This is a genomic window from Streptomyces sp. NPDC048353, assembly GCF_055587165.1.
This window is the reverse complement of sequence record NZ_JBVJGU010000007.1, coordinates 133751-157072: the sequence shown is the minus strand read 5'-3', so window position 1 is coordinate 157072 and position 23322 is coordinate 133751. Positions and strand designations below refer to the sequence as shown.

21 protein-coding genes are annotated in these 23322 nt (G+C 71.4%); 18 read left to right on the top strand and 3 right to left on the bottom strand.

Annotated features, from left to right (window positions below; all coding sequences use genetic code 11):
* Positions 1-223 precede the first annotated feature (223 nt).
* On the bottom strand, positions 224-2431 hold the full coding sequence (locus ACZ6RC_RS24815) for an elongation factor G-like protein EF-G2 (protein ID WP_469587034.1): 2208 nt from the start codon (positions 2429-2431) through the stop codon (positions 224-226).
* 252 nt (positions 2432-2683) lie between these two features.
* Between ACZ6RC_RS24815 and pgsA the strand changes: the two genes are divergently transcribed.
* The 15 genes from pgsA to ACZ6RC_RS24740 all read left to right on the top strand — a co-directional run bounded on the left by pgsA (position 2684) and on the right by ACZ6RC_RS24740 (position 18101).
* A complete protein-coding gene (pgsA, locus tag ACZ6RC_RS24810) occupies positions 2684-3358 on the top strand; it encodes a phosphatidylinositol phosphate synthase (RefSeq protein ID WP_391145002.1) in 675 nt (224 codons plus the stop codon).
* Entirely contained in the window at positions 3355-4365 is a 1011-nt protein-coding gene (locus tag ACZ6RC_RS24805; RefSeq protein WP_453618114.1) for a phosphatidylinositol mannoside acyltransferase, read from the top strand. The genes pgsA and ACZ6RC_RS24805 overlap by 4 nt, the downstream gene beginning before the upstream one ends.
* A complete protein-coding gene (locus tag ACZ6RC_RS24800; RefSeq protein WP_391145008.1) occupies positions 4362-5525 on the top strand; it encodes a glycosyltransferase family 4 protein in 1164 nt (387 codons plus the stop codon). Before ACZ6RC_RS24805 ends, ACZ6RC_RS24800 begins: the two co-directional genes overlap by 4 nt.
* 174 nt (positions 5526-5699) lie before the next feature.
* On the top strand, positions 5700-6242 hold the full coding sequence (locus ACZ6RC_RS24795) for a hypothetical protein (protein WP_391145010.1): 543 nt from the start codon (positions 5700-5702) through the stop codon (positions 6240-6242).
* Between the two features lie 121 nt (positions 6243-6363).
* Positions 6364-7287, top strand: a complete 924-nt coding sequence (pdxS, locus tag ACZ6RC_RS24790; protein ID WP_391145012.1) for a pyridoxal 5'-phosphate synthase lyase subunit PdxS — start codon at positions 6364-6366, stop codon at positions 7285-7287.
* 6 nt (positions 7288-7293) lie between these two features.
* Complete coding sequence (gene pdxT, locus ACZ6RC_RS24785; RefSeq protein WP_391145015.1) at positions 7294-7884, top strand: pyridoxal 5'-phosphate synthase glutaminase subunit PdxT; 591 nt, start codon at positions 7294-7296, stop codon at positions 7882-7884.
* A 62-nt stretch (positions 7885-7946) separates the two neighbouring features.
* Entirely contained in the window at positions 7947-8699 is a 753-nt protein-coding gene (locus tag ACZ6RC_RS24780) for a YebC/PmpR family DNA-binding transcriptional regulator (protein ID WP_391145018.1), read from the top strand.
* Between the two features lie 129 nt (positions 8700-8828).
* Entirely contained in the window at positions 8829-9425 is a 597-nt protein-coding gene (ruvC, locus tag ACZ6RC_RS24775; protein ID WP_469587025.1) for a crossover junction endodeoxyribonuclease RuvC, read from the top strand.
* Positions 9422-10054: a Holliday junction branch migration protein RuvA gene (gene ruvA, locus ACZ6RC_RS24770; protein WP_453618111.1), complete on the top strand. Its 633-nt coding sequence runs from the start codon at positions 9422-9424 to the stop codon at positions 10052-10054. Before ruvC ends, ruvA begins: the two co-directional genes overlap by 4 nt.
* 54 nt (positions 10055-10108) lie before the next feature.
* A complete protein-coding gene (ruvB, locus tag ACZ6RC_RS24765; RefSeq protein WP_391145026.1) occupies positions 10109-11188 on the top strand; it encodes a Holliday junction branch migration DNA helicase RuvB in 1080 nt (359 codons plus the stop codon).
* 176 nt (positions 11189-11364) lie between these two features.
* Positions 11365-11841, top strand: a complete 477-nt coding sequence (yajC, locus tag ACZ6RC_RS24760) for a preprotein translocase subunit YajC (RefSeq protein WP_391145030.1) — start codon at positions 11365-11367, stop codon at positions 11839-11841.
* Positions 11842-11986: 145 nt separating this feature from the next.
* Positions 11987-13783: a protein translocase subunit SecD gene (secD, locus tag ACZ6RC_RS24755; RefSeq protein ID WP_469587020.1), complete on the top strand. Its 1797-nt coding sequence runs from the start codon at positions 11987-11989 to the stop codon at positions 13781-13783.
* A gap of 1 nt (position 13784) precedes the next feature.
* Positions 13785-14873 carry a protein translocase subunit SecF gene (gene secF, locus ACZ6RC_RS24750; protein ID WP_453618104.1) on the top strand — a complete coding sequence of 363 codons (1089 nt, stop codon included), beginning with the start codon at positions 13785-13787 and terminating at the stop codon, positions 14871-14873.
* On the top strand, positions 14870-15421 hold the full coding sequence (locus tag ACZ6RC_RS24745; protein WP_391145039.1) for an adenine phosphoribosyltransferase: 552 nt from the start codon (positions 14870-14872) through the stop codon (positions 15419-15421). Before secF ends, ACZ6RC_RS24745 begins: the two co-directional genes overlap by 4 nt.
* Before the next feature lie 202 nt (positions 15422-15623).
* Entirely contained in the window at positions 15624-18101 is a 2478-nt protein-coding gene (locus ACZ6RC_RS24740; RefSeq protein ID WP_391145042.1) for a RelA/SpoT family protein, read from the top strand.
* A gap of 100 nt (positions 18102-18201) precedes the next feature.
* Here ACZ6RC_RS24740 and ACZ6RC_RS24735 read toward each other — a convergent pair whose 3' ends face one another.
* Positions 18202-19431 carry a DUF349 domain-containing protein gene (locus tag ACZ6RC_RS24735; protein ID WP_469587016.1) on the bottom strand — a complete coding sequence of 410 codons (1230 nt, stop codon included), beginning with the start codon at positions 19429-19431 and terminating at the stop codon, positions 18202-18204.
* A gap of 186 nt (positions 19432-19617) precedes the next feature.
* Positions 19618-20406 (bottom strand): peptidylprolyl isomerase, encoded by a 789-nt coding sequence (locus tag ACZ6RC_RS24730; RefSeq protein WP_391145045.1) that lies wholly within the window; start codon positions 20404-20406, stop codon positions 19618-19620.
* 153 nt (positions 20407-20559) lie between these two features.
* Here ACZ6RC_RS24730 and ACZ6RC_RS24725 point away from each other — a divergent pair, with 153 nt between their 5' ends.
* From ACZ6RC_RS24725 to ACZ6RC_RS24715, 3 genes are all read left to right on the top strand, one after another.
* Positions 20560-21267: an MBL fold metallo-hydrolase gene (locus ACZ6RC_RS24725; RefSeq protein ID WP_391145047.1), complete on the top strand. Its 708-nt coding sequence runs from the start codon at positions 20560-20562 to the stop codon at positions 21265-21267.
* Positions 21268-21277: 10 nt separating this feature from the next.
* A complete protein-coding gene (hisS, locus tag ACZ6RC_RS24720) occupies positions 21278-22540 on the top strand; it encodes a histidine--tRNA ligase (protein ID WP_469587009.1) in 1263 nt (420 codons plus the stop codon).
* Between the two features lie 164 nt (positions 22541-22704).
* Positions 22705-23313 (top strand): vitamin K epoxide reductase family protein, encoded by a 609-nt coding sequence (locus tag ACZ6RC_RS24715; RefSeq protein WP_391145053.1) that lies wholly within the window; start codon positions 22705-22707, stop codon positions 23311-23313.
* Positions 23314-23322: the final 9 nt, after the last annotated feature.

The following is a 23322-nucleotide window of genomic DNA, read 5'->3' as shown; positions in this document are numbered from 1 at the left end:
GTGCCCGCGTGGTTCACCGCGTGTTCCTCTGCGGCCTGTTCCCAACTACCGTGCCCCGCACACCTTCTGAGCTGGGCACCACAGCGTAACCGGGTACCGGCGGATGCGTCACGGAATGGGGAGCGGACGGCCGGATGCCGCCCACCGGAGGCGAGTCCGGCGGGCGGCGCCGGCGGACCACGTGCCGGCCGACCGCGCGCCGGACTCGCCTCCGGCGCGCCGACTACACCCCGGCCGCCGCCTGTTCGCGGAGCTTGTGCGCGACCGGCGGCGGCATCGCCTCATGACGGGCGTACGAGCGGTCGAAGCGCCCGGTGCCGTGCGAGACGGACCGCAGGTCGACGGCGTACCGCCCCATCTCGATCTCCGGGACCTCGGCGCGCACCACGGTCCGCCCCGGCCCCGCCTGCTCGGTGCCGACGACCCGGCCGCGCCGCCCCGACAGATCGCTCATCACCGGGCCCACGTACTCGTCGGGGACGAGGACCTGGACCTCCGCGACCGGCTCCAGGAGCTGGATGCTCGCCTCGGCGGCCGCCTCGCGCAGGGCCAGCGCCCCCGCCGTCTGGAAGGCCGCGTCCGAGGAGTCGACCGAGTGCGCCTTGCCGTCGCGCAGGGTGACCCGCACGTCGACCAGCGGGTACCCGGCTGCGACCCCGCGCGCGGCCTGGGCCCGTACGCCCTTCTCGACGGACGGGATGAAGTGCCGCGGCACGGCGCCGCCCACCACCTTGTCGACGAACTCGATGCCGCTGCCCGGGGGCAGCGGCTCGACGTCGATCTCGCAGATGGCGAACTGGCCGTGCCCGCCGGACTGTTTGACGTGCCGGCCCCGCCCCGCCGACGGACCGCCGAAGGTCTCGCGGAGCGCCACCTTGTGCGGGACGGCGTCGACCTGGACGCCGTAGCGGTCGCGCAGCCGCTCGAGCGCGAGGTCGCGGTGGGCCTCGCCGAGGCACCACAGAACCACCTGGTGGGTGTCCTGGTTCTGTTCGAGGCGCATGGTCGGGTCCTCCGCGACGAGCCGCGCGAGACCCTGGGACAGCTTGTCCTCGTCGGCCTTGCTGTGCGCCTCGATGGCGAGCGGGAGGAGCGGGTCGGGCATCGTCCACGGCTCCATCAGGAGCGGATCGTCCTTGGCGGAGAGGGTGTCGCCGGTCTCGGCGCGGCCGAGCCTGGCGACACAGGCCAGATCACCCGCGAAACAGCGGTCGAGCGGCCTCTGCTGCTTCCCGAAGGGGGTGGTCAGCGCGCCGATCCGTTCGTCGACGTCGTGGTCCTCGTGCCCCCGGTCGGTCAGGCCGTGCCCGGAGACGTGGACGGTCTGGTCGGGGCGCAGGGTCCCGGAGAAGACGCGGACCAGCGAGATCCGGCCGACATAGGGGTCGGAGGCCGTCTTGACCACCTCGGCGACGAGCGGGCCGTCCGGGTCGCACACGAGCCGCGGGCGGGGTTCGCCCGCGGGCGTGGTCACCGGGGGCAGCTCGCGCTCCAGGGGGGTGGGGAACCCGCGGGTGATCAGCTCCAGGAGTTCGACGGTCCCCAGCCCCTGCTTCCCGCCGTCGGCGGCGGGCGCGGCGGCGAGCACCGGGTGGAAGGTGCCCCGGGCGACGGCCTTCTCCAGGTCGGCGATCAGGGTCGTGAGGTCGATCCGCTCCCCGGCGAGATAGCGGTCCATCAGGGACTCGTCCTCGCTCTCCGCGATGATCCCCTCGATGAGGCGGGACCGGGCCTCGGCGATGAGCGGCCGCTGCTCCTCGTCGGGCGGGTTCTCGCGCCGCTCGCCGCCGGAGTAGTCGAAGACCTTCTCCGAGAGCAGCCCGACCAGGCCGGTGGCGGGGGCATGACCGTCGGGCGCCTCGGCGCCGTGGACGGGGAGGTAGAGCGGCAGCACGGCGTCCGGGTCGTCGCCGCCGAAGATCCGGGCGCACACCTCGGTGAGCTCGGCGAAGCCGGTGCGGGCCGTGTCCAGGTGGGTGACGACGAGGGCGCGGGGCATGCCGACGGCCGCGCACTCCTCCCACACCGCGCGGGTGGATCCGGCGACGGCGTCGGCCTCCTGGGCCGCCGAGACGACGAAGAGGGCCGCGTCCGCCGCGCGCAGACCGGCCCTCAGCTCCCCGACGAAGTCGGCGTACCCGGGGGTGTCGAGGAGATTGATCTTGCACCCGTCCCATTCCAGCGGGACGAGGGAGAGCTGTACGGAACGTTGCCGGCGGTGCTCGATCTCGTCGTAGTCGGAGATCGTCCCGCCGTCCTCGACGCGTCCCGCCCGGTTGACCGCTCCGGTGGCCAGGGCGAGGGCTTCGACGAGGGTGGTCTTTCCCGATCCGCTGTGGCCGACCAGCACCACGTTCCGTACCGCCGAGGGCCGGTCGGCCGTCGGCGCCCTGCCGGCGGCCCCGGTGTGTGCGTTCGCCTTGTCGCCCATGATGTTCCTCCCGATCGCTCGCACGTCGAGGTGGGCGCGGGCGAGGGGAGGGGGCGCGGCGGACGGTGCTTCGCGTGCAGCTCCGGCGACGCCCGCGGTTGTCCTTCGAGCTTTGCACCGACGTCACCATGCGTCCATACGTCGTACCCGACGCGGCGGACCGGGTGCCCGACAGTGGCGCGTGCGGGTCCTGGCTACGATGGGCGAGCCGGTGGTCATAGGGACCGCGGCCCACCGAACGTCGGGAAGGCCATGCTGAACAAGTACGCGCGTGCATTTTTTACGCGTGTCCTCACACCGTTCGCCGCGTTTCTGCTCCGCCGGGGCGTGAGCCCCGACGCGGTCACGCTCATCGGCACGGCCGGAGTGATGGCGGGCGCCCTGGTCTTCTTCCCCCGGGGAGAGTTCTTCTGGGGCACGATCGTCATCACCCTCTTCGTCTTCTCCGACCTCGTCGACGGCAACATGGCCCGGCAGGCCGGCATCTCCAGCCGCTGGGGTGCCTTCCTCGACTCCACGCTCGACCGGGTCGCCGACGGCGCCATCTTCGGCGGCTTCGCCCTCTGGTACGCGGGCGGCGGTGACGACAACGTCCTGTGCGCGGTCGCCATCTTCTGCCTGGCCAGCGGCCAGGTCGTGTCGTACACCAAGGCCCGTGGAGAGGCGATCGGCCTGCCGGTCGCGGTCAACGGTCTCGTCGAGCGGGCCGAGCGCCTGGTGATCTCGCTGGTCGCCGCCGGTCTGGCCGGACTGCACGCGTTCGGCGTGCCCGGCATCGACGTCCTGCTGCCGATCGCGCTCTGGATCGTGGCCGTCGGCTCGGCGGTGACGCTCGGGCAGCGGGTCGTGACGGTACGGCGCGAGTCCGCGGAGGCGGACGCCCGGGGAGACGCGGGCGCCGGCCGGGGGAGCGAGGCGACGTCATGAGCGGCGCCGGTGACCTGCGGGACCGGTTGACCGACGGGCTGTACGGGCTCGGCTGGTCGACGGTCAAGAGACTTCCCGAGCCGGTGGCGGCCCGCCTCGGCCGGCGGATCGCCGACACCGTCTGGAAGCGGCGCGGCGCGAGCGTGCTCCGGCTGGAGGCCAACCTCGCGCGCGTGGCGCCCGATGCCGGCCCGGAGCGGCTCGCCGAGCTGTCGAAGGCCGGCATGCGCTCCTACATGCGGTACTGGATGGAGTCCTTCCGGCTGCCGGCCTGGAGCCAGGAGCGCGTCGCGGGCAGTGTCGACATCAAGGACATCCACTATCTGAAGGACGGGCTGGCGTCCGGGCGCGGTGTCGTCCTCGCCCTGCCGCACCTGGCCAACTGGGACCTGGCGGGCGTGTGGGTCACCCGCGCCCTCGGCGTGCCGTTCACGACGGTCGCCGAGCGGCTCAAGCCGGAGACGCTGTTCGACCGCTTCGTGGCCTACCGCGAGTCCCTGGGCATGGAGGTCCTGCCGCACACCGGCGGCGCCGCCTTCGGCACCCTGGCGCGACGGCTGCGGGCCGGCGGACTGGTCTGCCTGGTCGCCGACCGCGACCTGTCGTCGTCCGGCACCGAGGTCACCTTCTTCGGCGACACCGCGCGGATGCCGGCCGGCCCGGCGATGCTGGCGCAGCACACCGGCGCCCTGCTGCTGCCGGTGACGCTCTGGTACGACGACTCCCCGGTCATGAAGGGGCAGGTGTACCCGCCGGTCGACGTCCCCGAGACGGGCACGCGGGCCGAGAAGACGTCCCGGATGACACAGGCGCTCGCCGACGCCTTCGCCACCGGCATCGCCGACCACCCGGAGGACTGGCACATGCTGCAACGACTGTGGCTCGCGGATCTCGACGAGCGAAGCGGCGAGCCCGGGGCCACGCGCGCCGCCGGCCAGGCCGGGAAGCAGGGCGACGGTGCGGGCGAGCGGCGCGCCGCCGGCGCGGACGGGGAGCGGACCGCGTGAGGATCGGCATCGTCTGCCCGTACTCCTGGGACGTGCCGGGCGGCGTCCAGTTCCACATCCGCGACCTCGCCGAGCATCTGATCCGGCTCGGGAACGAGGTCTCGGTCCTCGCCCCCGCCGACGACGAGACCCCGCTCCCGCCGTACGTCGTCTCGGCCGGCCGCGCCGTGCCCGTGCCGTACAACGGCTCCGTGGCCCGGCTGAACTTCGGCTTCCTCTCAGCGGCGCGGGTACGGCGCTGGCTGCACGAGGGCACCTTCGACGTCATCCACATCCACGAACCGGCCTCCCCCTCGCTGGGGCTGCTGACCTGCTGGGCGGCGCAGGGGCCGATCGTCGCCACCTTCCACACCTCCAACCCGCGCTCGCGGGCGATGATCGCCGCGTACCCGATCCTCCAGCCGGCCCTGGAGAAGATCAGCGCGCGCATCGCCGTGAGCGAGTACGCGCGCCGGACGCTGGTCGAGCACCTGGGCGGCGACGCCGTCGTCATCCCCAACGGCGTCGACGTCGACTTCTTCGCGCGGGCCGAGCCGAAGGCGGAGTGGCAGGGGGAGACCCTCGGGTTCATCGGGCGGATCGACGAACCCCGCAAGGGGCTGCCCGTCCTGATGCGGGCCCTGCCGAAGATCCTCACGGAGCGGCCCGGGACGCGGCTGCTCGTCGCGGGGCGCGGCGACGAGGAGGAGGCCGTGGCCTCGCTGCCGGCCGAGATGCGCGCCCGGGTCGAGTTCCTCGGAATGGTCAGCGACGAGGACAAGGCCCGTCTGCTGCGCAGCGTCGACGTGTACGTGGCACCCAACACCGGCGGCGAGAGCTTCGGGATCATCCTCGTGGAGGCGATGTCGGCGGGGGCGCCGGTCCTCGCCTCCGACCTCGACGCCTTCGCCCAGGTCCTGAACCAGGGCGGCGCGGGCGAGCTGTTCGCCAACGAGGACGCCGACGCGCTGGCGGACGCCGCGATCCGGCTGCTCGGGGACGAGAAGCGCCGCAAGGAGCTCCGGACCCGGGGGAGCGCGCACGTCCGGCGCTTCGACTGGTCGACGGTGGGCGCGGACATCCTGGCCGTGTACGAGACGGTGACGGACGGCGCGGCCTCGGTGGCCGCGGACGAACGCACGGGCCTGCGCGCCCGCTTCGGCCTGGCGGCCCGCGACTGACGGCCCGCCGGCCGCCCGGCCCGGCGCCACGGGCGCCCCAGGCCGGGCCCCGGCGGGAGGGGGCTTAGGCGGGCCCTTGCGGACGGGCGCCCCGACCGGAGGGTGACCGTGCCTCCGGCCCGGCCACCACCTGCGGGCAGGGACGCCGCCGCGGCCCCGGTAGCCTGTGCGCCCGTGACCGTAACCCTGATCTGGATTGTCGTCGCGCTCATCGCGATCGGCCTGTACCTCAGCTGGACCGCCGGGCGGCTCGACCGGCTGCACTCCCGGCTCGACGCCGCCCGCGCCGCCCTCGATGCCCAGCTGCTCCGCCGGGCCTCGGTCACGCAGGAGCTCGCCACCGCCGGAGTGCTCGACCCGGCCGCCTCGATCGTGCTCTACGAAGCGGCCCACGCCGCCCGCCAGGCCGAGGAGGACCACCGCGAGGTCGCCGAGAGCGAGCTGAGCCAGGCCCTGCGCGCCGTGTTCGGCGAGCCCGAGCAGGTCGAGGTCGTACGCCAGGCCCCCGGCGGCGACGAGGCCGCCGACGAACTGGCGGCGGCCGTCCGCCGGGTCCCCATGGCCCGCAGGTTCCACAACGACTCCGTACGCGCCGCCCGCGCGCTGCGCCGCCACCGTACGGTCCGCCTGTTCCGCCTCGCGGGCCACGCCCCCTTCCCGCTGGCCTTCGAAATGGACGACGAGCCGCCGGTGGCCCTTGCCGATCGCCCGACCTGACCCGTCTCGCCTGGGAAAGCAACGAAAACGATCCACGGGGTGGGTATTGGCCCTTGCTGTGGACCGCAGGTGGCCTGTTTCCTCTCTATGTCTCCACACCGCTTTCCCGAGTGAGGTCCCTGTGTCCACCACGCTTCCCGACAGCAACCCGTCCGCCGAGTCGTCCGCGATCGGCACCTCCCGCGTCAAGCGCGGCATGGCCGAGCAGCTCAAGGGCGGTGTGATCATGGACGTGGTCAACGCCGAGCAGGCGAAGATCGCCGAGGACGCCGGCGCCGTGGCCGTCATGGCCCTGGAGCGGGTCCCCGCGGACATCCGCAAGGACGGCGGCGTGGCCCGGATGTCCGACCCGAACATGATCGAAGAGATCATCGGCGCCGTCTCCATCCCCGTCATGGCCAAGTCCCGCATCGGCCACTTCGTCGAGGCCCAGGTCCTGCAGTCCCTCGGCGTCGACTACATCGACGAGTCCGAGGTCCTCACCCCGGCCGACGAGGTCAACCACTCCGACAAGTGGGCCTTCACCACCCCCTTCGTCTGTGGCGCCACCAACCTGGGCGAGGCCCTGCGCCGCATCGCCGAGGGCGCGGCCATGATCCGCTCCAAGGGCGAGGCCGGCACCGGCAACGTCGTCGAGGCCGTCCGCCACCTGCGCCAGATCAAGAACGAGATCGCCCGCCTGCGCGGCTACGACAACAACGAGCTGTTCGCCGCCGCCAAGGACCTGCGCGCCCCGTACGAGCTGGTCAAGGAGGTCGCCGAGCTGGGCAAGCTGCCGGTCGTGCTGTTCTCCGCCGGTGGCGTCGCCACCCCCGCCGACGCCGCGCTGATGCGCCAGCTCGGCGCCGAGGGCGTCTTCGTCGGCTCCGGCATCTTCAAGTCCGGCGACCCGGCCAAGCGCGCCGCCGCCATCGTGAAGGCCACCACCTTCTACGACGACCCGAAGATCATCGCGGACGCCTCCCGCAACCTGGGCGAGGCCATGGTCGGCATCAACTGCGACACCCTCCCCGAGTCCGAGCGCTACGCCAACCGCGGCTGGTAAACCCCCATGAACACTCCTGTGATCGGTGTCCTGGCTCTCCAGGGCGACGTACGGGAGCACCTGATCGCCCTGGCCGCGGCTGACGCCGTGGCCAGGCCGGTCCGGCGCCCCGAAGAACTCGCCGAGGTCGACGGCCTGGTCATCCCCGGCGGCGAGTCCACCACCATCTCCAAGCTGGCGGAGCTGTTCGGCCTCATGGGCCCCCTGCGCGAGCGCATCGCCGCCGGCCTGCCGGTCTACGGCACCTGCGCCGGCCTGATCATGCTCGCCGACAAGATCCTCGACCCGCGCTCGGGCCAGGAGACCTTCGGCGGCATCGACATGATCGTCCGCCGCAACGCGTTCGGACGGCAGAACGAGTCCTTCGAGGCCGGCGTCGAGGTGCGCGGCATCGAGGACGGCCCCGTCGAGGGCGTCTTCATCCGCGCCCCCTGGGTCGAGTCGGTGGGCGCGCGGGTCGAGGTCCTCGCCGAGCACGAGGGGCACATCGTCGCCGTACGACAGGGACACGCCCTCGCGACCTCGTTCCACCCCGAGCTCACCGGAGACCACCGCCTCCACGCCCTGTTCGTCGACATGGTGCGCGCGGCGCGGTGACACGATCCCGGTAGGATCTCTGGGGTTCGTTCAGTAATGGGTTACGCGAAGGAGACAGGCAGATGTCCGGCCACTCTAAATGGGCTACGACGAAGCACAAGAAGGCCGTGATCGACGCCAAGCGCGGCAAGCTCTTCGCGAAGCTGATCAAGAACATCGAGGTCGCCGCGCGTACCGGCGGTGCCGACATCGACGGCAACCCGACCCTCTTCGACGCCATCCAGAAGGCGAAGAAGAGCTCCGTCCCGAACAAGAACATCGACTCCGCGGTCAAGCGCGGCGGTGGTCTCGAGGCGGGCGGCGTCGACTACGAAACGATCATGTACGAGGGCTACGGTCCGAACGGTGTCGCGGTGCTCATCGAGTGCCTCACCGACAACCGCAACCGCGCCGCCTCCGACGTCCGCGTCGCCATGACCCGCAACGGCGGCTCCATGGCCGACCCCGGCTCGGTCTCGTACCTCTTCAACCGCAAGGGCGTCATCGTGCTCCCCAAGGGTGAGCTGACCGAGGACGACGTCCTCGGCGCGGTGCTCGACGCGGGCGCCGAGGAGGTCAACGACCTCGGTGACAGCTTCGAGGTGATCAGCGAGGCCACCGACATGGTCGCGGTCCGCACCGCCCTCCAGGAGGCCGGCATCGACTACGACTCCGCCGACTCCAACTTCCTCCCGACCATGCAGGTCGAACTCGACGAAGAGGGCGCGCGCAAGATCTTCAAGCTGATCGACGCGCTCGAGGACAGCGACGACGTGCAGAACGTCTTCGCCAACTTCGACGTCAGCGACGAGGTCATGGAGAAGGTCGACGCCTGACGGCGGGCCGTCTCGGACGGGCCGACGGGGACACACTCCCGTCGGCCCGTCGCCGTTCGTGGGGGGTTGTCAGTGCGAGCCGATAGCCTGCACAAACACATGAACGATGGTCGAGGCAGGGGTGGTGGCGTGCGCGTACTGGGGGTGGACCCCGGGCTGACCCGGTGCGGGATCGGCGTCGTCGAGGGCGTCGCCGGCCGGCCCCTGGCCATGCTCGGCGTGGGCGTGGTGCGGACGGCCGCGGACGCGGACATCGGCGTACGGCTGGTGGGCATCGAGCGCGGCATCGAGGAGTGGCTCGACCGCTTCTCTCCCGAACTGGTCGCTGTGGAGCGGGTGTTCAGCCAGCACAACGTCCGTACGGTCATGGGCACCGCCCAGGCAAGCGCGGTCGCCATGCTGTGCGCGTCCCGGCGCGGGGTCCCCGTCGCCCTGCACACCCCGAGCGAGGTCAAGGCAGCCGTCACCGGCAGCGGACGGGCCGACAAGGCGCAGGTCGGCGCCATGGTGACCCGGCTGCTGCGTCTCGCGGAACCGCCGAAGCCGGCCGACGCGGCGGACGCCCTCGCGCTGGCCATCTGCCACATCTGGCGGGCCCCCGCCCAGAACCGCCTCCAGCAGGCGGTCGCCCAGCACACCGCCGCGGCCCGGACCGCCTCCGGTGCCGCTTCCGTGCCGTCCGCCCCGACCTCCGCTCCGCGCACCGCGAAAGGCCGTACCCGATGATCGCCTTCGTCAGTGGCCCCGTCGCCGCACTCGCCCCCACCACGGCCGTGATCGAGGTCGGCGGTGTGGGCATGGCCGTCCAGTGCACCCCGACCACCCTCGCCGACCTGAGGATCGGTCAGGAAGCCCGGCTGGCCACGTCGTTGGTGGTGCGCGAGGACTCCCTCACGCTCTACGGCTTCGCCGACGACGACGAGCGGCAGGTCTTCGAAGTCCTCCAGACCGCCAGCGGCGTCGGCCCGCGCCTCGCCCAGGCCATGCTCGGCGTGCACAGCCCCGACGCCCTGCGCCTGGCCGTCTCCACCGGAGACGAGAAAGCGCTCACCGCCGTCCCCGGCATCGGCAAGAAGGGCGCCCAGAAGCTGCTCCTCGAACTGAAGGACAAGCTGGGCCGGCCGCTCGGCACCAGCGGCCTGGTGGGCGCCCAGCGCGCCGCCGCCTCCGGCCCCGCCCCGTGGACGGAGCAGCTGTCCGCCGCGCTCATCGGCCTCGGCTACGCGAGCCGCGAGGCGGAGGACGCCGTCGCCGCCGTCACCCCGCAGGCCGAGGCCGCCATCGCCGAATCCGGCTCCGCCCCGGTCCCGCAGCTGCTGCGCGCCGCGCTCCAGACCCTCAACCGCGCCCGGTAACCCCGGCCCTTACCCGTACCCGTACCGCACCGAGACGACCGAGAAGGCAGACACGTGAACTGGGACGACGACACCGCACCGGCCGCCGAGGAGCGGATCGTCGACGCCTCCGCCGAAGGTGACGACCAGGCCGTCGAGGCGGCCCTGCGCCCCAAGGACCTCGGCGAGTTCGTCGGCCAGGAGAAGGTCCGCCAGCAGCTCGACCTCGTCCTCAAGGCCGCCCGCCAGCGCGGCGCCACCGCCGACCACGTCCTGCTCTCCGGCGCCCCCGGCCTCGGCAAGACCACCCTCTCGATGATCATCGCGGCCGAGATGAACGCCCCCATCCGGATCACCTCCGGCCCGGCCATCCAGCACGCCGGTGACCTCGCCGCGATCCTCTCGTCCCTCCAGGAGGGCGAGATCCTCTTCCTCGACGAGATCCACAGGATGTCCCGCCCCGCCGAGGAGATGCTCTACATGGCGATGGAGGACTTCCGCGTCGACGTCATCGTCGGCAAGGGCCCCGGGGCCACCGCCATCCCCCTGGAGCTCCCGCCCTTCACCCTGGTCGGCGCCACCACCCGCGCCGGACTCCTGCCGCCCCCGCTCCGGGACCGTTTCGGCTTCACCGGCCACATGGAGTTCTACGACCCCTCCGAGCTGGAGCGCGTCATCCACCGCTCCGCCGGCCTCCTCGCCGTCGAGATCGACACCGCCGGTGCCGCCGAGATCGCCGGCCGCTCCCGGGGAACCCCCCGCATCGCCAACCGCCTCCTCCGTCGCGTCCGGGACTACGCCCAGGTCAGGGCCGACGGAGTGATCGACCGCGAGATCGCCGCCGCCGCCCTCGGGGTGTACGAAGTGGACAGCCGGGGCCTCGACCGGCTCGACCGCGCCGTCCTGCAGGCCCTGCTCAAACTCTTCGGCGGTGGCCCGGTCGGCCTGTCGACCCTCGCGGTCGCCGTGGGGGAGGAGCGGGAGACCGTCGAGGAGGTCGCCGAGCCCTTCCTCGTACGAGAGGGACTCCTGGCCCGTACGCCCCGTGGTCGGGTCGCCACTCCGGCCGCATGGACCCATCTCGGGCTCGTCCCGCCGCAGGCAGCGGCCCCGGGGGCGCGGGGAAGCGGACAACAGGGGCTCTTCGGGGCGTGACGGCACGGTGACGGCGCGGAGACTCGTCGGACGAGGAACCGCGGTGCGATGCTGGACGTTGTTCCATCGATGCGGACTCGCCTAGACTCCGCCGATGCCGACCTTTCTGGTCGGCACGCCCACCCCCGAAGATCAGGCCGCGGTTTCTCCGCGTCCGTGCGAAGGAAACCCGTCCCGTGAGTATCGTGACCCTCCTCCCCTTCATCGTCCTCATCGGGGCCATGTTCCTGATGACCCGCTCTGCCAAGAAGAAGCAGCAGGCGGCGGCGGAGATGCGCAACCAGATGCAGCCCGGCACCGGCGTACGGACCATTGGGGGGATGTACGCCACCGTCAAGGAGGTCGGTGACGAGACCGTCCTCCTCGAGGTCGCGCCCGGCGTGCACGCCGTCTACGCCAAGAACTCCATCGGCGCGGTTCTCGCCGACGAGGAGTACAACCGGATCGTGCACGGCGACGAGCCCGACGCCGACGCCGCCGTCGTGCCCGACGACGCCTCCTCGCTGACCGAGTCCGCCGAGGATGCCGAGCACGACGCCGTGGAGGTCTCGGGGGAGGCCAAGACCGACCTGACCAAGAAGGCGGACGCGGCCGAGACCGGCGGCGAGGTCAAGAAGGACGTCAAGGCCGACGGCGAGACGGACGGGAAGTAGTCGCGACCGGGGACCGCCAGGACGCCCACCCGGCGTCCGCGGTCCCCGGCACGGTTGCACGTCTGCGGGGGCAGGTCCCCACACACACTTCGTGGCCGTACGCGCACACCCGGCGCGGAACGGTTGGACAGGGAGAAACGACAAGGTGGCAGCACCGAAGAAGGCCCGAAGGCCGGCGGGGGGCCCGGGGGGCCAGAGCAGGCCGGGGCGTGCCCTGGCTCTGATCCTGATCGCGATGGTCGCGCTCACGGGCGGAATGTTCTGGTCGGGTCACACCACGCCGCGACTGGGCATCGACCTCGCCGGTGGTACGTCGATCACGCTGAAGGCGAAGGCGGAGCCGGGCAAGGAAGAGGCCGTCAACGAGACCAACATGAACACCGCGGTCGGCATCATCGACCGCCGTGTCAACGGTCTCGGTGTCTCCGAGGCCGAGGTCCAGACGCAGGGCCGCGAGAACATCATCGTCAACATCCCCCGGGGTGTGAACGAGAAGCAGGCGCGTGAGCAGGTCGGTACGACCGCCCAGCTGCACTTCCGGCCCGTGCTGACCTGGGCGCCGGGCGGACCGACGACTCCGACGCCGTCCGGCAGCCCCACGCCGTCCGGCTCCGCGAAGCCGTCCGCCGAACCGTCGGGCTCGGCCACGCCGAAGGCCGGCACCTCGGCCACCCCGTCCGCGGGCGCCACGCAGGGACGAGCCGTCAGCGAAGCGCTGAAGAAGGCTCCCAGCCCCAGCGCCTCCGGGAGCGCCACGCCGAACGCCTCGAAGTCCCCCGAGCCCGCGGCGACCCCGCCCGCGGCCGACTCGGCCGACGCGAAGCTGCAGCAGCAGTTCGCGGCGCTCGACTGCACTCCCAAGGCGGAGAAGGCCGGCGCCAAGAAGGTCGTGCCCAACCCGGCCCGCAGTGTCCCCGCGGAGCAGCCGACCGTCGCGTGCGGCGCCGAAGGCGACGCCAAGTACCTCCTCGGCCCCGCCGAGGTCGACGGCAGGGACGTCGACGAGGCCCAGGGCACCTTCGACCAGCAGCGCGGCATGTGGATCGTGAACATGGAGTTCACGGACGCGGGCGCCAAGAAGTTCTCGAAGATCACCAGCAAGCTGGCGCAGCAGCAGGAGCCGCAGAACCAGTTCGCGATCGTCCTCGACGGCGAGGTCGTCTCGGCCCCGTCCGTGCGCACGGCGCTCAGCGCCAACGCGGAGATCTCCGGCAGCTTCACCCAGCAGTCCGCCCAGGACCTCGGCAACATCCTGTCCTACGGCGCGCTGCCGCTCTCCTTCGACACCCAGAGCGTCGACACCGTCACCGCGGCCCTCGGTGGCGAGCAGCTCGAGGCGGGTCTGATCGCCGGTGCGATCGGTCTGGCGCTCGTGGTGATCTACCTGGTCGTCTACTACCGCGGCCTGTCGCTGATCGCCCTGCTCAGCCTCGGCGCCTCGGCCCTCCTCACCTACGTGATCATGTCGCTGCTCGGCCCGGCCATCGGCTTCGCGCTGAACCTCCCGGCCGTCTGCGGTGCCATCGTCGCCATCGGTATCACCGCGGACTCGTTCATCGTCTACTTCGAACGCATCCGCGACGAGGTCCGCGAGGGCCGCACGCTGCGCCCGGCCGTCGAGCGCGCCTGGCCGCGTGCCCGTCGTACGATCCTGGTCTCCGACTTCGTGTCGTTCCTCGCCGCCGCCGTGCTGTTCGTGGTCACGGTCGGCAAGGTCCAGGGCTTCGCGTTCACCCTCGGCCTGACCACCCTGCTCGACGTGGTCGTGGTGTTCTTCTTCACCAAGCCGCTGATGACGCTGCTCGCGCGCACCAAGTTCTACGGCGACGGCCACGCCTGGTCCGGACTGGACCCGAAGCGCCTCGGCGCGAAGCCGCCGCTGCGCCGCTCCCGCCGTGCCGCCGCCCCCGCCGCCGGCTCTGTCGACCCGAAGGAGGCGTGACATGGCCAAGACCAACAGCCTCGGCGCCCGGCTCAACCGCGGTGAGATCGTTTACGACTTCATCGGCAACCGCAAGCTCTGGTACGGCCTGTCGATCCTCATCACGATCACGGCGATCGTGGCCCTTGCCGTCCGTGGTCTGAACATGGGCATCGAGTTCCAGGGCGGCGCCGTCTTCACCACCCCGAAGTCGGACATCTCCGTCTCGCAGGCCCAGGAGCACGCCGAGGAGGCCTCCGGCCACGAGGCGGTCGTCCAGAAGCTCGGCAGCGGCGCGCTGCGCATCCAGGTCGGCGGCCTCGACACCGCCAAGTCCGACCAGGTCCGCGCCGAGCTCGCCAAGGACCTCAACATCCCCGAGAGCAAGATCGCGGCGGAGCTGGTCGGTCCCAGCTGGGGCGAGCAGATCGCCAACAAGGCATGGACCGGTCTCGCCGTCTTCATGATCCTCGTGGTGATCTATCTGGCCATCGCCTTCGAATGGAGAATGGCGGTCGCGGCGCTCATCGCCCTGATCCATGACCTCACCATCACCGTGGGCATCTACACGCTGGTGGGCTTCGAGGTCACGGTCGGCACGGTCATCGGTCTGCTGACGATCCTCGGTTATTCGCTGTACGACACGGTCGTGGTCTTCGACTCCCTCAAGGAGGGGACGAAGAGCATCACCAAGCAGAGCCGCTACACCTACAGTGACCTGGCGAACCGCTCGATCAACAGCACGCTGATCCGGTCGATCAACACCACCGTCGTGGCGCTGCTGCCGGTCGCCGGCCTGCTCTTCATCGGCGGCGGATTCCTCGGCGCCGGCATGCTGAACGACATCTCGCTGTCGCTCTTCGTCGGCCTCGCCGCCGGTGCGTACTCCTCGATCTTCATCGCCACCCCGCTCGTCGCCGACCTCAAGGAGCGCGAGCCCGCGATCAAGGCGCTGAGGAAGCGGGTCGTCGCCAAGCGGGCCGCCGCGGCCGCCAAGGGCGAGTCCCCGGACGACGGCGCCGAGGACGCGGACGACTTCCAGGACGAGGCGGAAGCCGCCGTCGTCGGCCAGCGCGGCCGTCGCGGGCAGGCGTCGGAGCCCCGCGGATGACAGCCGAGGCCCCGGACACCACGGCTCTGCTCCTCAGCCGGATCAGGGACGTCCCCGACTATCCGAAGCCGGGCGTGCTGTTCAAGGACATCACCCCGCTGCTCGCGGACCCGGAGGCGTTCACCGCCCTGACCGACACCCTCGCCACGCTGTGCGCCACGCACGGCGCGACGAAGGTCGTCGGCCTGGAGGCGCGCGGCTTCATCCTCGCCGCGCCCGTCGCGGTCCGCGCGGGCCTGGGATTCATCCCGGTCCGCAAGGCGGGCAAGCTGCCCGGAGCCACGCTGAAGCAGGCGTACGAGCTGGAGTACGGCACCGCCGAGATCGAGGTGCACGCCGAGGACCTGCTGCCCGGTGACCGGGTCCTGGTCATCGACGACGTCCTCGCCACCGGCGGCACCGCCGAGGCCGCGCTGGAGCTCATCCGGCGGGCCGGGGCCGAGGTCGCGGGTGTCGCGGTCCTCATGGAGCTCGGCTTCCTCGCCGGGCGCGCCCGCCTGGAGCCCGCCCTGCGCGGCGCTCCCCTGGAGGCGCTGATCACGGTCTGACGCCGTGGACGAGTACGGAGCGGGGCGCTCCGGGGGAATCCCCGGGGCGCCCCGTCCGTTCTCCGGTATGTCCCGGAAAGGGACCCCCGGCGGGGTGGGTGCCCCGCGCACCGGCCCCACGCCTGCGCACCCCGGCGCCCGGGTCGATACCATGGGCTTTCCGGGCCTGTCCGGGGGACCCGGTACCGCACGAGGAGCGCTCTTGCCAGACGAGGCCCAGCCACTCTCCGCAGCGCAGCCCGACCAGCAGGCCGAGAAGGCCGGGCCGGGCCCCGCCACGCCCCAGAACACGTCCGCGGAGAGCAGCCCCTCGCCCGTGGCCCCCACGCCGGCGCCGGTCCAGCCGTCCGCGGCGCGGCCCGTGCCCCCCGCTCCGGCCCGCTCCGGCGGCTCCTCCAACCGCGTGCGCGCCCGCCTCGCCCGCCTGGGCGTCCAGCGCTCCTCCCCGTACAACCCGGTCCTGGAACCGCTGCTGCGGATCGTCCGCTCCAACGACCCCAAGATCGAGACGGCGACGCTCCGCCAGGTCGAGCGCGCTTACCAGGTCGCCGAGCGCTGGCACCGCGGCCAGAAGCGCAAGAGCGGCGACCCGTACATCACGCACCCGCTCGCCGTCACCACCATCCTCGCCGAGCTGGGCATGGACCCGGCGACGCTGATGGCCGGTCTGCTGCACGACACCGTCGAGGACACCGAGTACGGCCTCGACACCCTGCGCCGCGACTTCGGCGACCAGGTCGCCCTCCTCGTCGACGGCGTCACCAAGCTCGACAAGGTCAAGTTCGGCGAGGCGGCGCAGGCCGAGACCGTGCGCAAGATGGTCGTCGCCATGGCGAAGGACCCGCGCGTCCTGGTCATCAAGCTCGCCGACCGGCTGCACAACATGCGCACCATGCGCTATCTCAAGCGGGAGAAGCAGGAGAAGAAGGCCCGCGAGACCCTCGAGATCTACGCGCCCCTGGCCCACCGCCTGGGCATGAACACCATCAAGTGGGAGCTGGAGGACCTCGCCTTCGCGATCCTCTACCCCAAGATGTACGACGAGATCGTCCGGCTCGTCGCCGAGCGCGCGCCCAAGCGCGACGAATACCTCGCGATAGTGACCGACGAGGTCCAGGCCGACCTGCGCGCCGCCCGCATCAAGGCCACCGTCACCGGCCGCCCCAAGCACTACTACAGCGTCTACCAGAAGATGATCGTCCGCGGCCGTGACTTCGCGGAGATCTACGACCTGGTCGGCATCCGTGTCCTCGTCGACACCGTCCGCGACTGCTACGCCGCACTCGGCACCGTCCACGCGCGATGGAACCCGGTCCCCGGCCGGTTCAAGGACTACATCGCGATGCCGAAGTTCAACATGTACCAGTCGCTCCACACGACGGTCATCGGACCCAACGGCAAGCCCGTCGAGCTGCAGATCCGTACGTTCGACATGCACCGCAGGGCCGAGTACGGCATCGCCGCGCACTGGAAGTACAAGCAGGAGGCCGTCGCCGGCGCCTCCAAGGTGCGCGCCGACGTGCCGAAGAAGACCGGCAAGGACGACCACCTCAACGACATGGCGTGGCTGCGCCAGCTGCTGGACTGGCAGAAGGAGACCGAGGACCCCAGCGAGTTCCTGGAGTCCCTCCGCTTCGACCTCTCCCGCAACGAGGTCTTCGTCTTCACCCCCAAGGGCGACGTCATAGCGCTGCCGGCCGGGGCCACCCCCGTCGACTTCTCCTACGCCGTCCACACCGAGGTCGGCCACCGCACCATAGGCGCGCGGGTCAACGGGCGGCTCGTCCCGCTCGAGTCGACCCTCGACAACGGCGACCTGGTCGAGGTCTTCACCTCCAAGGCCGCGGGCGCCGGCCCGTCCCGCGACTGGCTCGGCTTCGTCAAGTCCCCGCGGGCCCGCAACAAGATCCGCGCCTGGTTCTCCAAGGAGCGCCGCGACGAGGCGATCGAGCAGGGCAAGGACTCCATCGCGCGGGCCATGCGCAAGCAGAACCTGCCGATCCAGCGCATCCTGACCGGCGACTCCCTCGTCACCCTCGCCCACGAGATGCGCTACAGCGACATCTCCTCGCTGTACGCGGCCATCGGCGAGGGCCATGTCACCGCGCAGTCGATCGTGCAGAAGCTGGTCCAGGCGCTCGGCGGCGAAGAGGCCGCCAACGAGGACCTGGTCGAGACCGCCCCGCCCTCGCGCGGCCGCGCCAAGCGCCGCTCGAGCGCCGACCCCGGTGTCGTCGTCAAGGGCGTCGACGACGTCTGGGTCAAGCTGGCCCGCTGCTGCACCCCCGTGCCCGGAGACCCGATCATCGGCTTCGTCACCCGGGGCAGCGGCGTTTCGGTCCACCGCAGCGACTGCCTCAACGTCGAATCGCTCTCCCGCGAGCCGGAGCGCATCCTCGAGGTCGAGTGGGCGCCCACCCAGTCCTCGGTCTTCCTGGTCGCCATCCAGGTCGAGGCCCTGGACCGCTCCCGGCTCCTCTCGGACGTCACGCGGGTCCTGTCGGACCAGCACGTCAACATCCTCTCGGCGGCCGTCCAGACCTCCCGGGACCGGGTGGCCACCTCGCGCTTCACCTTCGAGATGGGCGACCCCAAGCACCTGGGGCACGTCCTGAAGGCCGTCCGCGGCGTGGAGGGCGTCTACGACGTCTACCGCGTCACCTCGGCCCGCAGGCCGTAGGGCCACCGGTTACGCCCTCCGGGCCCGCCCGCGTACGGCGAAGGGCCCCGACACCTCTTCAGGTGTCGGGGCCCTTCGCCGTACGCGGGCGGCCGTGGTCTCAGCCGCCGAACTCGTGCAGGCCCTTCAGCGCCTGGTCGAGCAGGGCCTGACGGCCCTCCAGCTCACGCGCCAGCTTGTCGGCCTTGGCGTCGTTGCCCGCCGCGCGGGCCGCGTCGATCTGCTTCTGCAGCTTGTCGACCGCGTCCTGGAGCTGACCGGTCAGGCCCGCGGCACGCGCGCGTGCCTCCGGGTTCGTCCGGCGCCACTCCGTCTCCTCGGCCTCGCCGATCGCCCGCTCCACCGCGTGCATCCGGCCCTCGACCTTGGGCCGGGCGTCGCGCGGCACATGGCCGATGGCCTCCCAGCGCTCGTTGAGGGAGCGGAAGGCGGCACGGGCCGCCTTCAGGTCCGTCACCGGCACCAGCTTCTCGGCCTCGGTCGCGAGCTCCTCCTTGAGCTTGAGGTTCTCGGTCTGCTCCGCGTCCCGCTCGGCGAAGACCTCGCCGCGCGCCGCGAAGAAGACGTCCTGGGCACCGCGGAAGCGGTTCCACAGGTCGTCCTCGTGCTCGCGCTGGGCGCGGCCCGCCGCCTTCCACTCCGTCATCAGCTCGCGGTACCGGGCGGCCGTGCCGCCCCAGTCGTTGGAGTTCGAGAGCGACTCGGCCTCCGCGACCAGCTTCTCCTTGGCCTTGCGGGCCTCCTCGCGCTGCGCGTCCAGCGAGGCGAAGTGCGCCTTGCGGCGCTTGGAGAACGCCGAGCGGGCGTGCGAGAAGCGGTGCCACAGCTCGTCGTCGGACTTCCGGTCGAGCCGCGGCAGGCCCTTCCAGGTGTCGACGAGGGCCCGCAGCCGCTCACCGGCGGAGCGCCACTGCTCGCTCTGCGCCAGCTCCTCGGCCTCCTTGACCAGAGCCTCCTTGGCGCCGCGCGCCTCGTCGGTCTGCTTGGCCTTCTGGGCCTTGCGCTCCTCGCGGCGCGACTCCACCGTCTCCACCAGCTTGTCCAGCCGGGCACCCAGCGCGGCGAGGTCGCCGACGGCGTGATGCTCGTCCACCTGCTGACGGATGTGATCGATCGCGGTCGTCGCGTCCTTGGCGGAGAGGTCGGTCGTCCTCACCCGCTTCTCGAGGAGGCCGATCTCGACCACCAAGCCCTCGTACTTGCGCTCGAAGTAGGCCAGTGCCTCCTCGGGAGTACCGGCCTGCCACGATCCGACGACCTTCTCGCCCTCGGCAGTACGCACGTACACGGTGCCCGTCTCGTCGACGCGGCCCCACGGGTCGCTGCTCACAGCGCCTCCTCCACATGATGCCGACGAGGGGGTTGTGCCCCCTGGGCATCGTCCACAGTTTCCGGGGGCGGGCAGCGCCCGCCCTGCACAACGCCAATCTAGGCGACCGGTCGCCCGGCTGTCCGCACTCCGCGCGACCGAAATCGGATGGTCACGCCGAGGCTCGCGCCCACTGTCCCTCCCGCGTCACTCCTTGGTGACGGTGGCCTTCGCGATGGTGACCGGCTTCTTCGGGGCGCCGTCCTTGGCGCCGCCCTCGACGCCGCCCTTCGCGACCTCCTCGACCACCTTCAGACCGGCCGCGTCCATCGTGCCGAAGGGGGTGTAGGTGGGCGGCAGCTTGGTGTCCTTGTAGACCAGGAAGAACTGGCTGCCGCCGGTGCCCGGCTGGCCGGTGTTGGCCATGGCGACGGTCCCGGCGGGGAACGTCACCGTGCCGCCCGCGCCCGCCTTGCCCAGCGCGGTCAGGTTCTCGTCCGGGATGTTGTAGCCCGGGCCGCCGGTGCCGTCGCCCTTCGGGTCGCCGCACTGCAGGACGAAGATGCCGTCCGTGGTGAGCCGGTGGCACTTCGAGCCGTCGAAGTACTTCTTGTCCGCGAGGTGCTTGAAGGAGTTCACCGTCCGCGGGGTCTTCGCCGCGTCCATCGTGATCGAGACGTTGCCCTGGTTCGTGTTCAGGGCCATCGTGTACGTGCCCTTCTTCTCGATGGCCAGGGCCGGCTCGGGCGCCTGCGACTCGCTCTGCGAGGGCGTCGGGGTGGTGTCGCCGGGCGCCGCGCTGTCCCCGCCCTTCTTCTCCCCGTCCGTCAGCGCGACCGAGGCGTACACCGCACCGCCGGCGGCCAGCACCACGGCGAGGGCGGCCGCGATGACGGTGTTGCGGCGCCGCGCCTTCTGCTGCTCCTGGCGCCGCTGCTGCTGGCGCACGTACTTCTCCCGGGCGAGCTGCCGCCGCCGCTGATCGCTGCTGACCACCGGGTCTGCTCCTTGTAGGTCGTCTGTTCCAGTCCTGGCCGGATGTGCCCGTACCGTATACGGGTTGGCTGTGGAATACGCAGCGCCGGTAGGCTCTGATCTGCCGCTTCCGCCCCGTCGCACCCCTGTGCCGGACGACAATTAAGGACGATCGTGCTGATTGCCGGGTTCCCCGCCGGGGCCTGGGGGACCAATTGCTATCTGGTCGCCCCCGCAGCGGGCGAGGAGTGCGTGATCATCGACCCGGGCCACCAGGCCGCCCAGGGAGTCGAGGAGACGCTGAAGAAGCACCGGCTGAAGCCGGTCGCGGTGGTCCTCACCCACGGCCACATCGACCACGTCGCCTCCGTCGTCCCCGTCTGCGGCGCCCATGACGTCCCCGCGTGGATCCATCCCGCCGACCGCTACATGATGAGCGACCCGGAGAAGGCCCTCGGCCGCTCCATCGGGATGCCCCTCATGGGCGAGCTGACCGTGGGCGAGCCGGACGACGTGCACGAGCTGAGCGACGGCGCGGCGCTGGACCTCGCCGGCATGCGGTTCTCCGTCGCCCACGCGCCCGGTCATACCAAGGGGTCGGTGACCTTCCAGATGCCGCAGACCACGGAGATCCCCTCCGTGTTCTTCTCGGGCGATCTGCTCTTCGCCGGCTCCATCGGACGCACCGACCTGCCCGGCGGTGACATGGACGAGATGCTCGAATCGTTGGCCCGCGTGTGCCTGCCCCTCGACAACTCGACCGTGGTGCTGTCGGGACACGGTCCCCAGACGACCATCGGCCAGGAGCGCGCCACCAACCCGTACCTACGGGACGTGGCCGCCGGCCTCGGGAGCACGAAGGCTCCCCGACGAGGAATGTGACGAGATCTACGTGAGCACCTTCAAGGCCCCCAAGGGCACCTTCGACCTGATCCCGCCGTACTCCGCCACCTACCTGGCGGTCCGCGACGCCATCTCCGGCCCCCTGCGCCGGTCCGGCTACGGCTACGTCGAGACGCCCGGCTTCGAGGACGTCAACCTCTTCGCGCGCGGTGTCGGCGAGTCGACCGACATCGTCACCAAGGAGATGTACACCCTCACCACCAAGGGCGGCTCCGAGCTGGCGCTCCGCCCCGAGGGCACCGCCTCCGTACTGCGCGCGGCCCTGGAGGCCAGCCTCCACAAGCAGGGCAACCTGCCCGTCAAGCTCTGGTACTCCGGCTCGTACTACCGCTACGAGCGCCCGCAGAAGGGCCGCTACCGCCACTTCTCGCAGGTCGGCGCCGAGGCCATCGGAGCCGAGGACCCGGCACTCGACGCCGAGCTGATCATCCTGGCCGACCAGGCGTACCGCTCGCTCGGCCTGCGGGACTTCCGCATCCTGCTGAACTCCCTGGGCGACAAGGAGTGCCGCCCCGTCTACCGCGAGGTGCTCCAGGGCTTCCTGCGCGGCCTCGACCTCGACGAGGAGACCCGCCGCCGCATCGAGATCAACCCGCTGCGCGTCCTCGACGACAAGCGGGCGGAGGTCCAGAAGCAGCTCGTCGGGGCGCCCTCGCTCGCCGACCACCTCTGCGACGCCTGCAAGGCCTACCACTCCGAGGTGCGCGCGCTGCTCACGGCGGCCGGCGTGGCCTTCGAGGACGACGAGAAGCTGGTCCGCGGCCTCGATTACTACACCCGGACCACCTTCGAGTTCGTCCACGACGGCCTCGGCTCGCAGTCCGCGGTCGGTGGCGGCGGACGCTACGACGGCCTCTCCGAGATGATCGGCGGCCCCGCGCTCCCCTCCGTCGGCTGGGCCCTCGGCGTGGACCGCACGGTCCTCGCCCTGGAGGCCGAGGGCATCGAGCTGGACATCCCGCCGGCCACCAGCGTCTTCGCCGTCCCGCTCGGCGAGGAGGCGCGCCGCGTGCTGTTCGGCCTCGTCACCGAGCTGCGCAAGGCGGGCGTGGCGACGGACTTCGGCTACGGCGCGAAGAGCCTGAAGAGCCACATGAAGAACGCCCACCGGTCCGGCGCCCGCTACGCCCTCGTCGCCGGCGAGCGGGACCTCGCCGAGGGCCTCGTCCAGCTCAAGGACATGGAGACCGGCGAGCAGGAGCCCATCGCCCTGGACAGGGTGGTCGAGGAGCTCCGCGCCAAGTCGGCCTGACCCGGCGGCGGACGCACACGGAGAGGGGCCCGGACCGCGGGGGAGCGGCCGAGGCCCCTCTCCCGTACGGCCTGCTCGCACTTATGTCCACCGAACGGCGAGTACGGGTCCGCGTGCGGCAGAATGACCTTGCCCCAGCCCAGCGAAACGACGGAAACGGCGATATGACGACAGCCAAGGTGGAGCGCGACGGCGGCACGATCGGCGCGAGCCGGGCCTTCGCCTGGATGCTGGTGATCACCGGCGCGGCCGGGGTGCTCGCCGCCTGGGTCATCACGATCGACAAGTTCAAGCTGCTGGAGGACCCGAACTTCACGCCGGGCTGCAGCCTCAACCCGATCGTCTCCTGCGGCAACATCATGAAGAGCGACCAGGCGTCGGTCTTCGGCTTCCCCAACCCCATGCTGGGCCTCGTCACCTACGCCATGGTCGTCGCGATCGGCCTCGCCCTCCTCGCGGGCGCCCGCTACCGCCGCTGGTACTGGCTCGGCCTGAACGCCGGCACCCTCTTCGGCGTCGGGTTCTGCACCTGGCTGATGTACCAGTCGCTGTACGAGATCAACTCCCTGTGCCTGTGGTGCTGCCTCGCCTGGGTCGCCACCATCGTCATGTTCTGGTACGTGACCTCGCACAACGTCCGCCAGGGCGTCATCCCCGCCCCCGGCGGCCTGCGGACCTTCTTCGCCGAGTTCACCTGGGTGCTGCCCGTCCTGCACATCGGGATCATCGGCATGCTGATCCTGACGCGCTGGTGGGACTTCTGGACCAGCTGACCGCCCCGC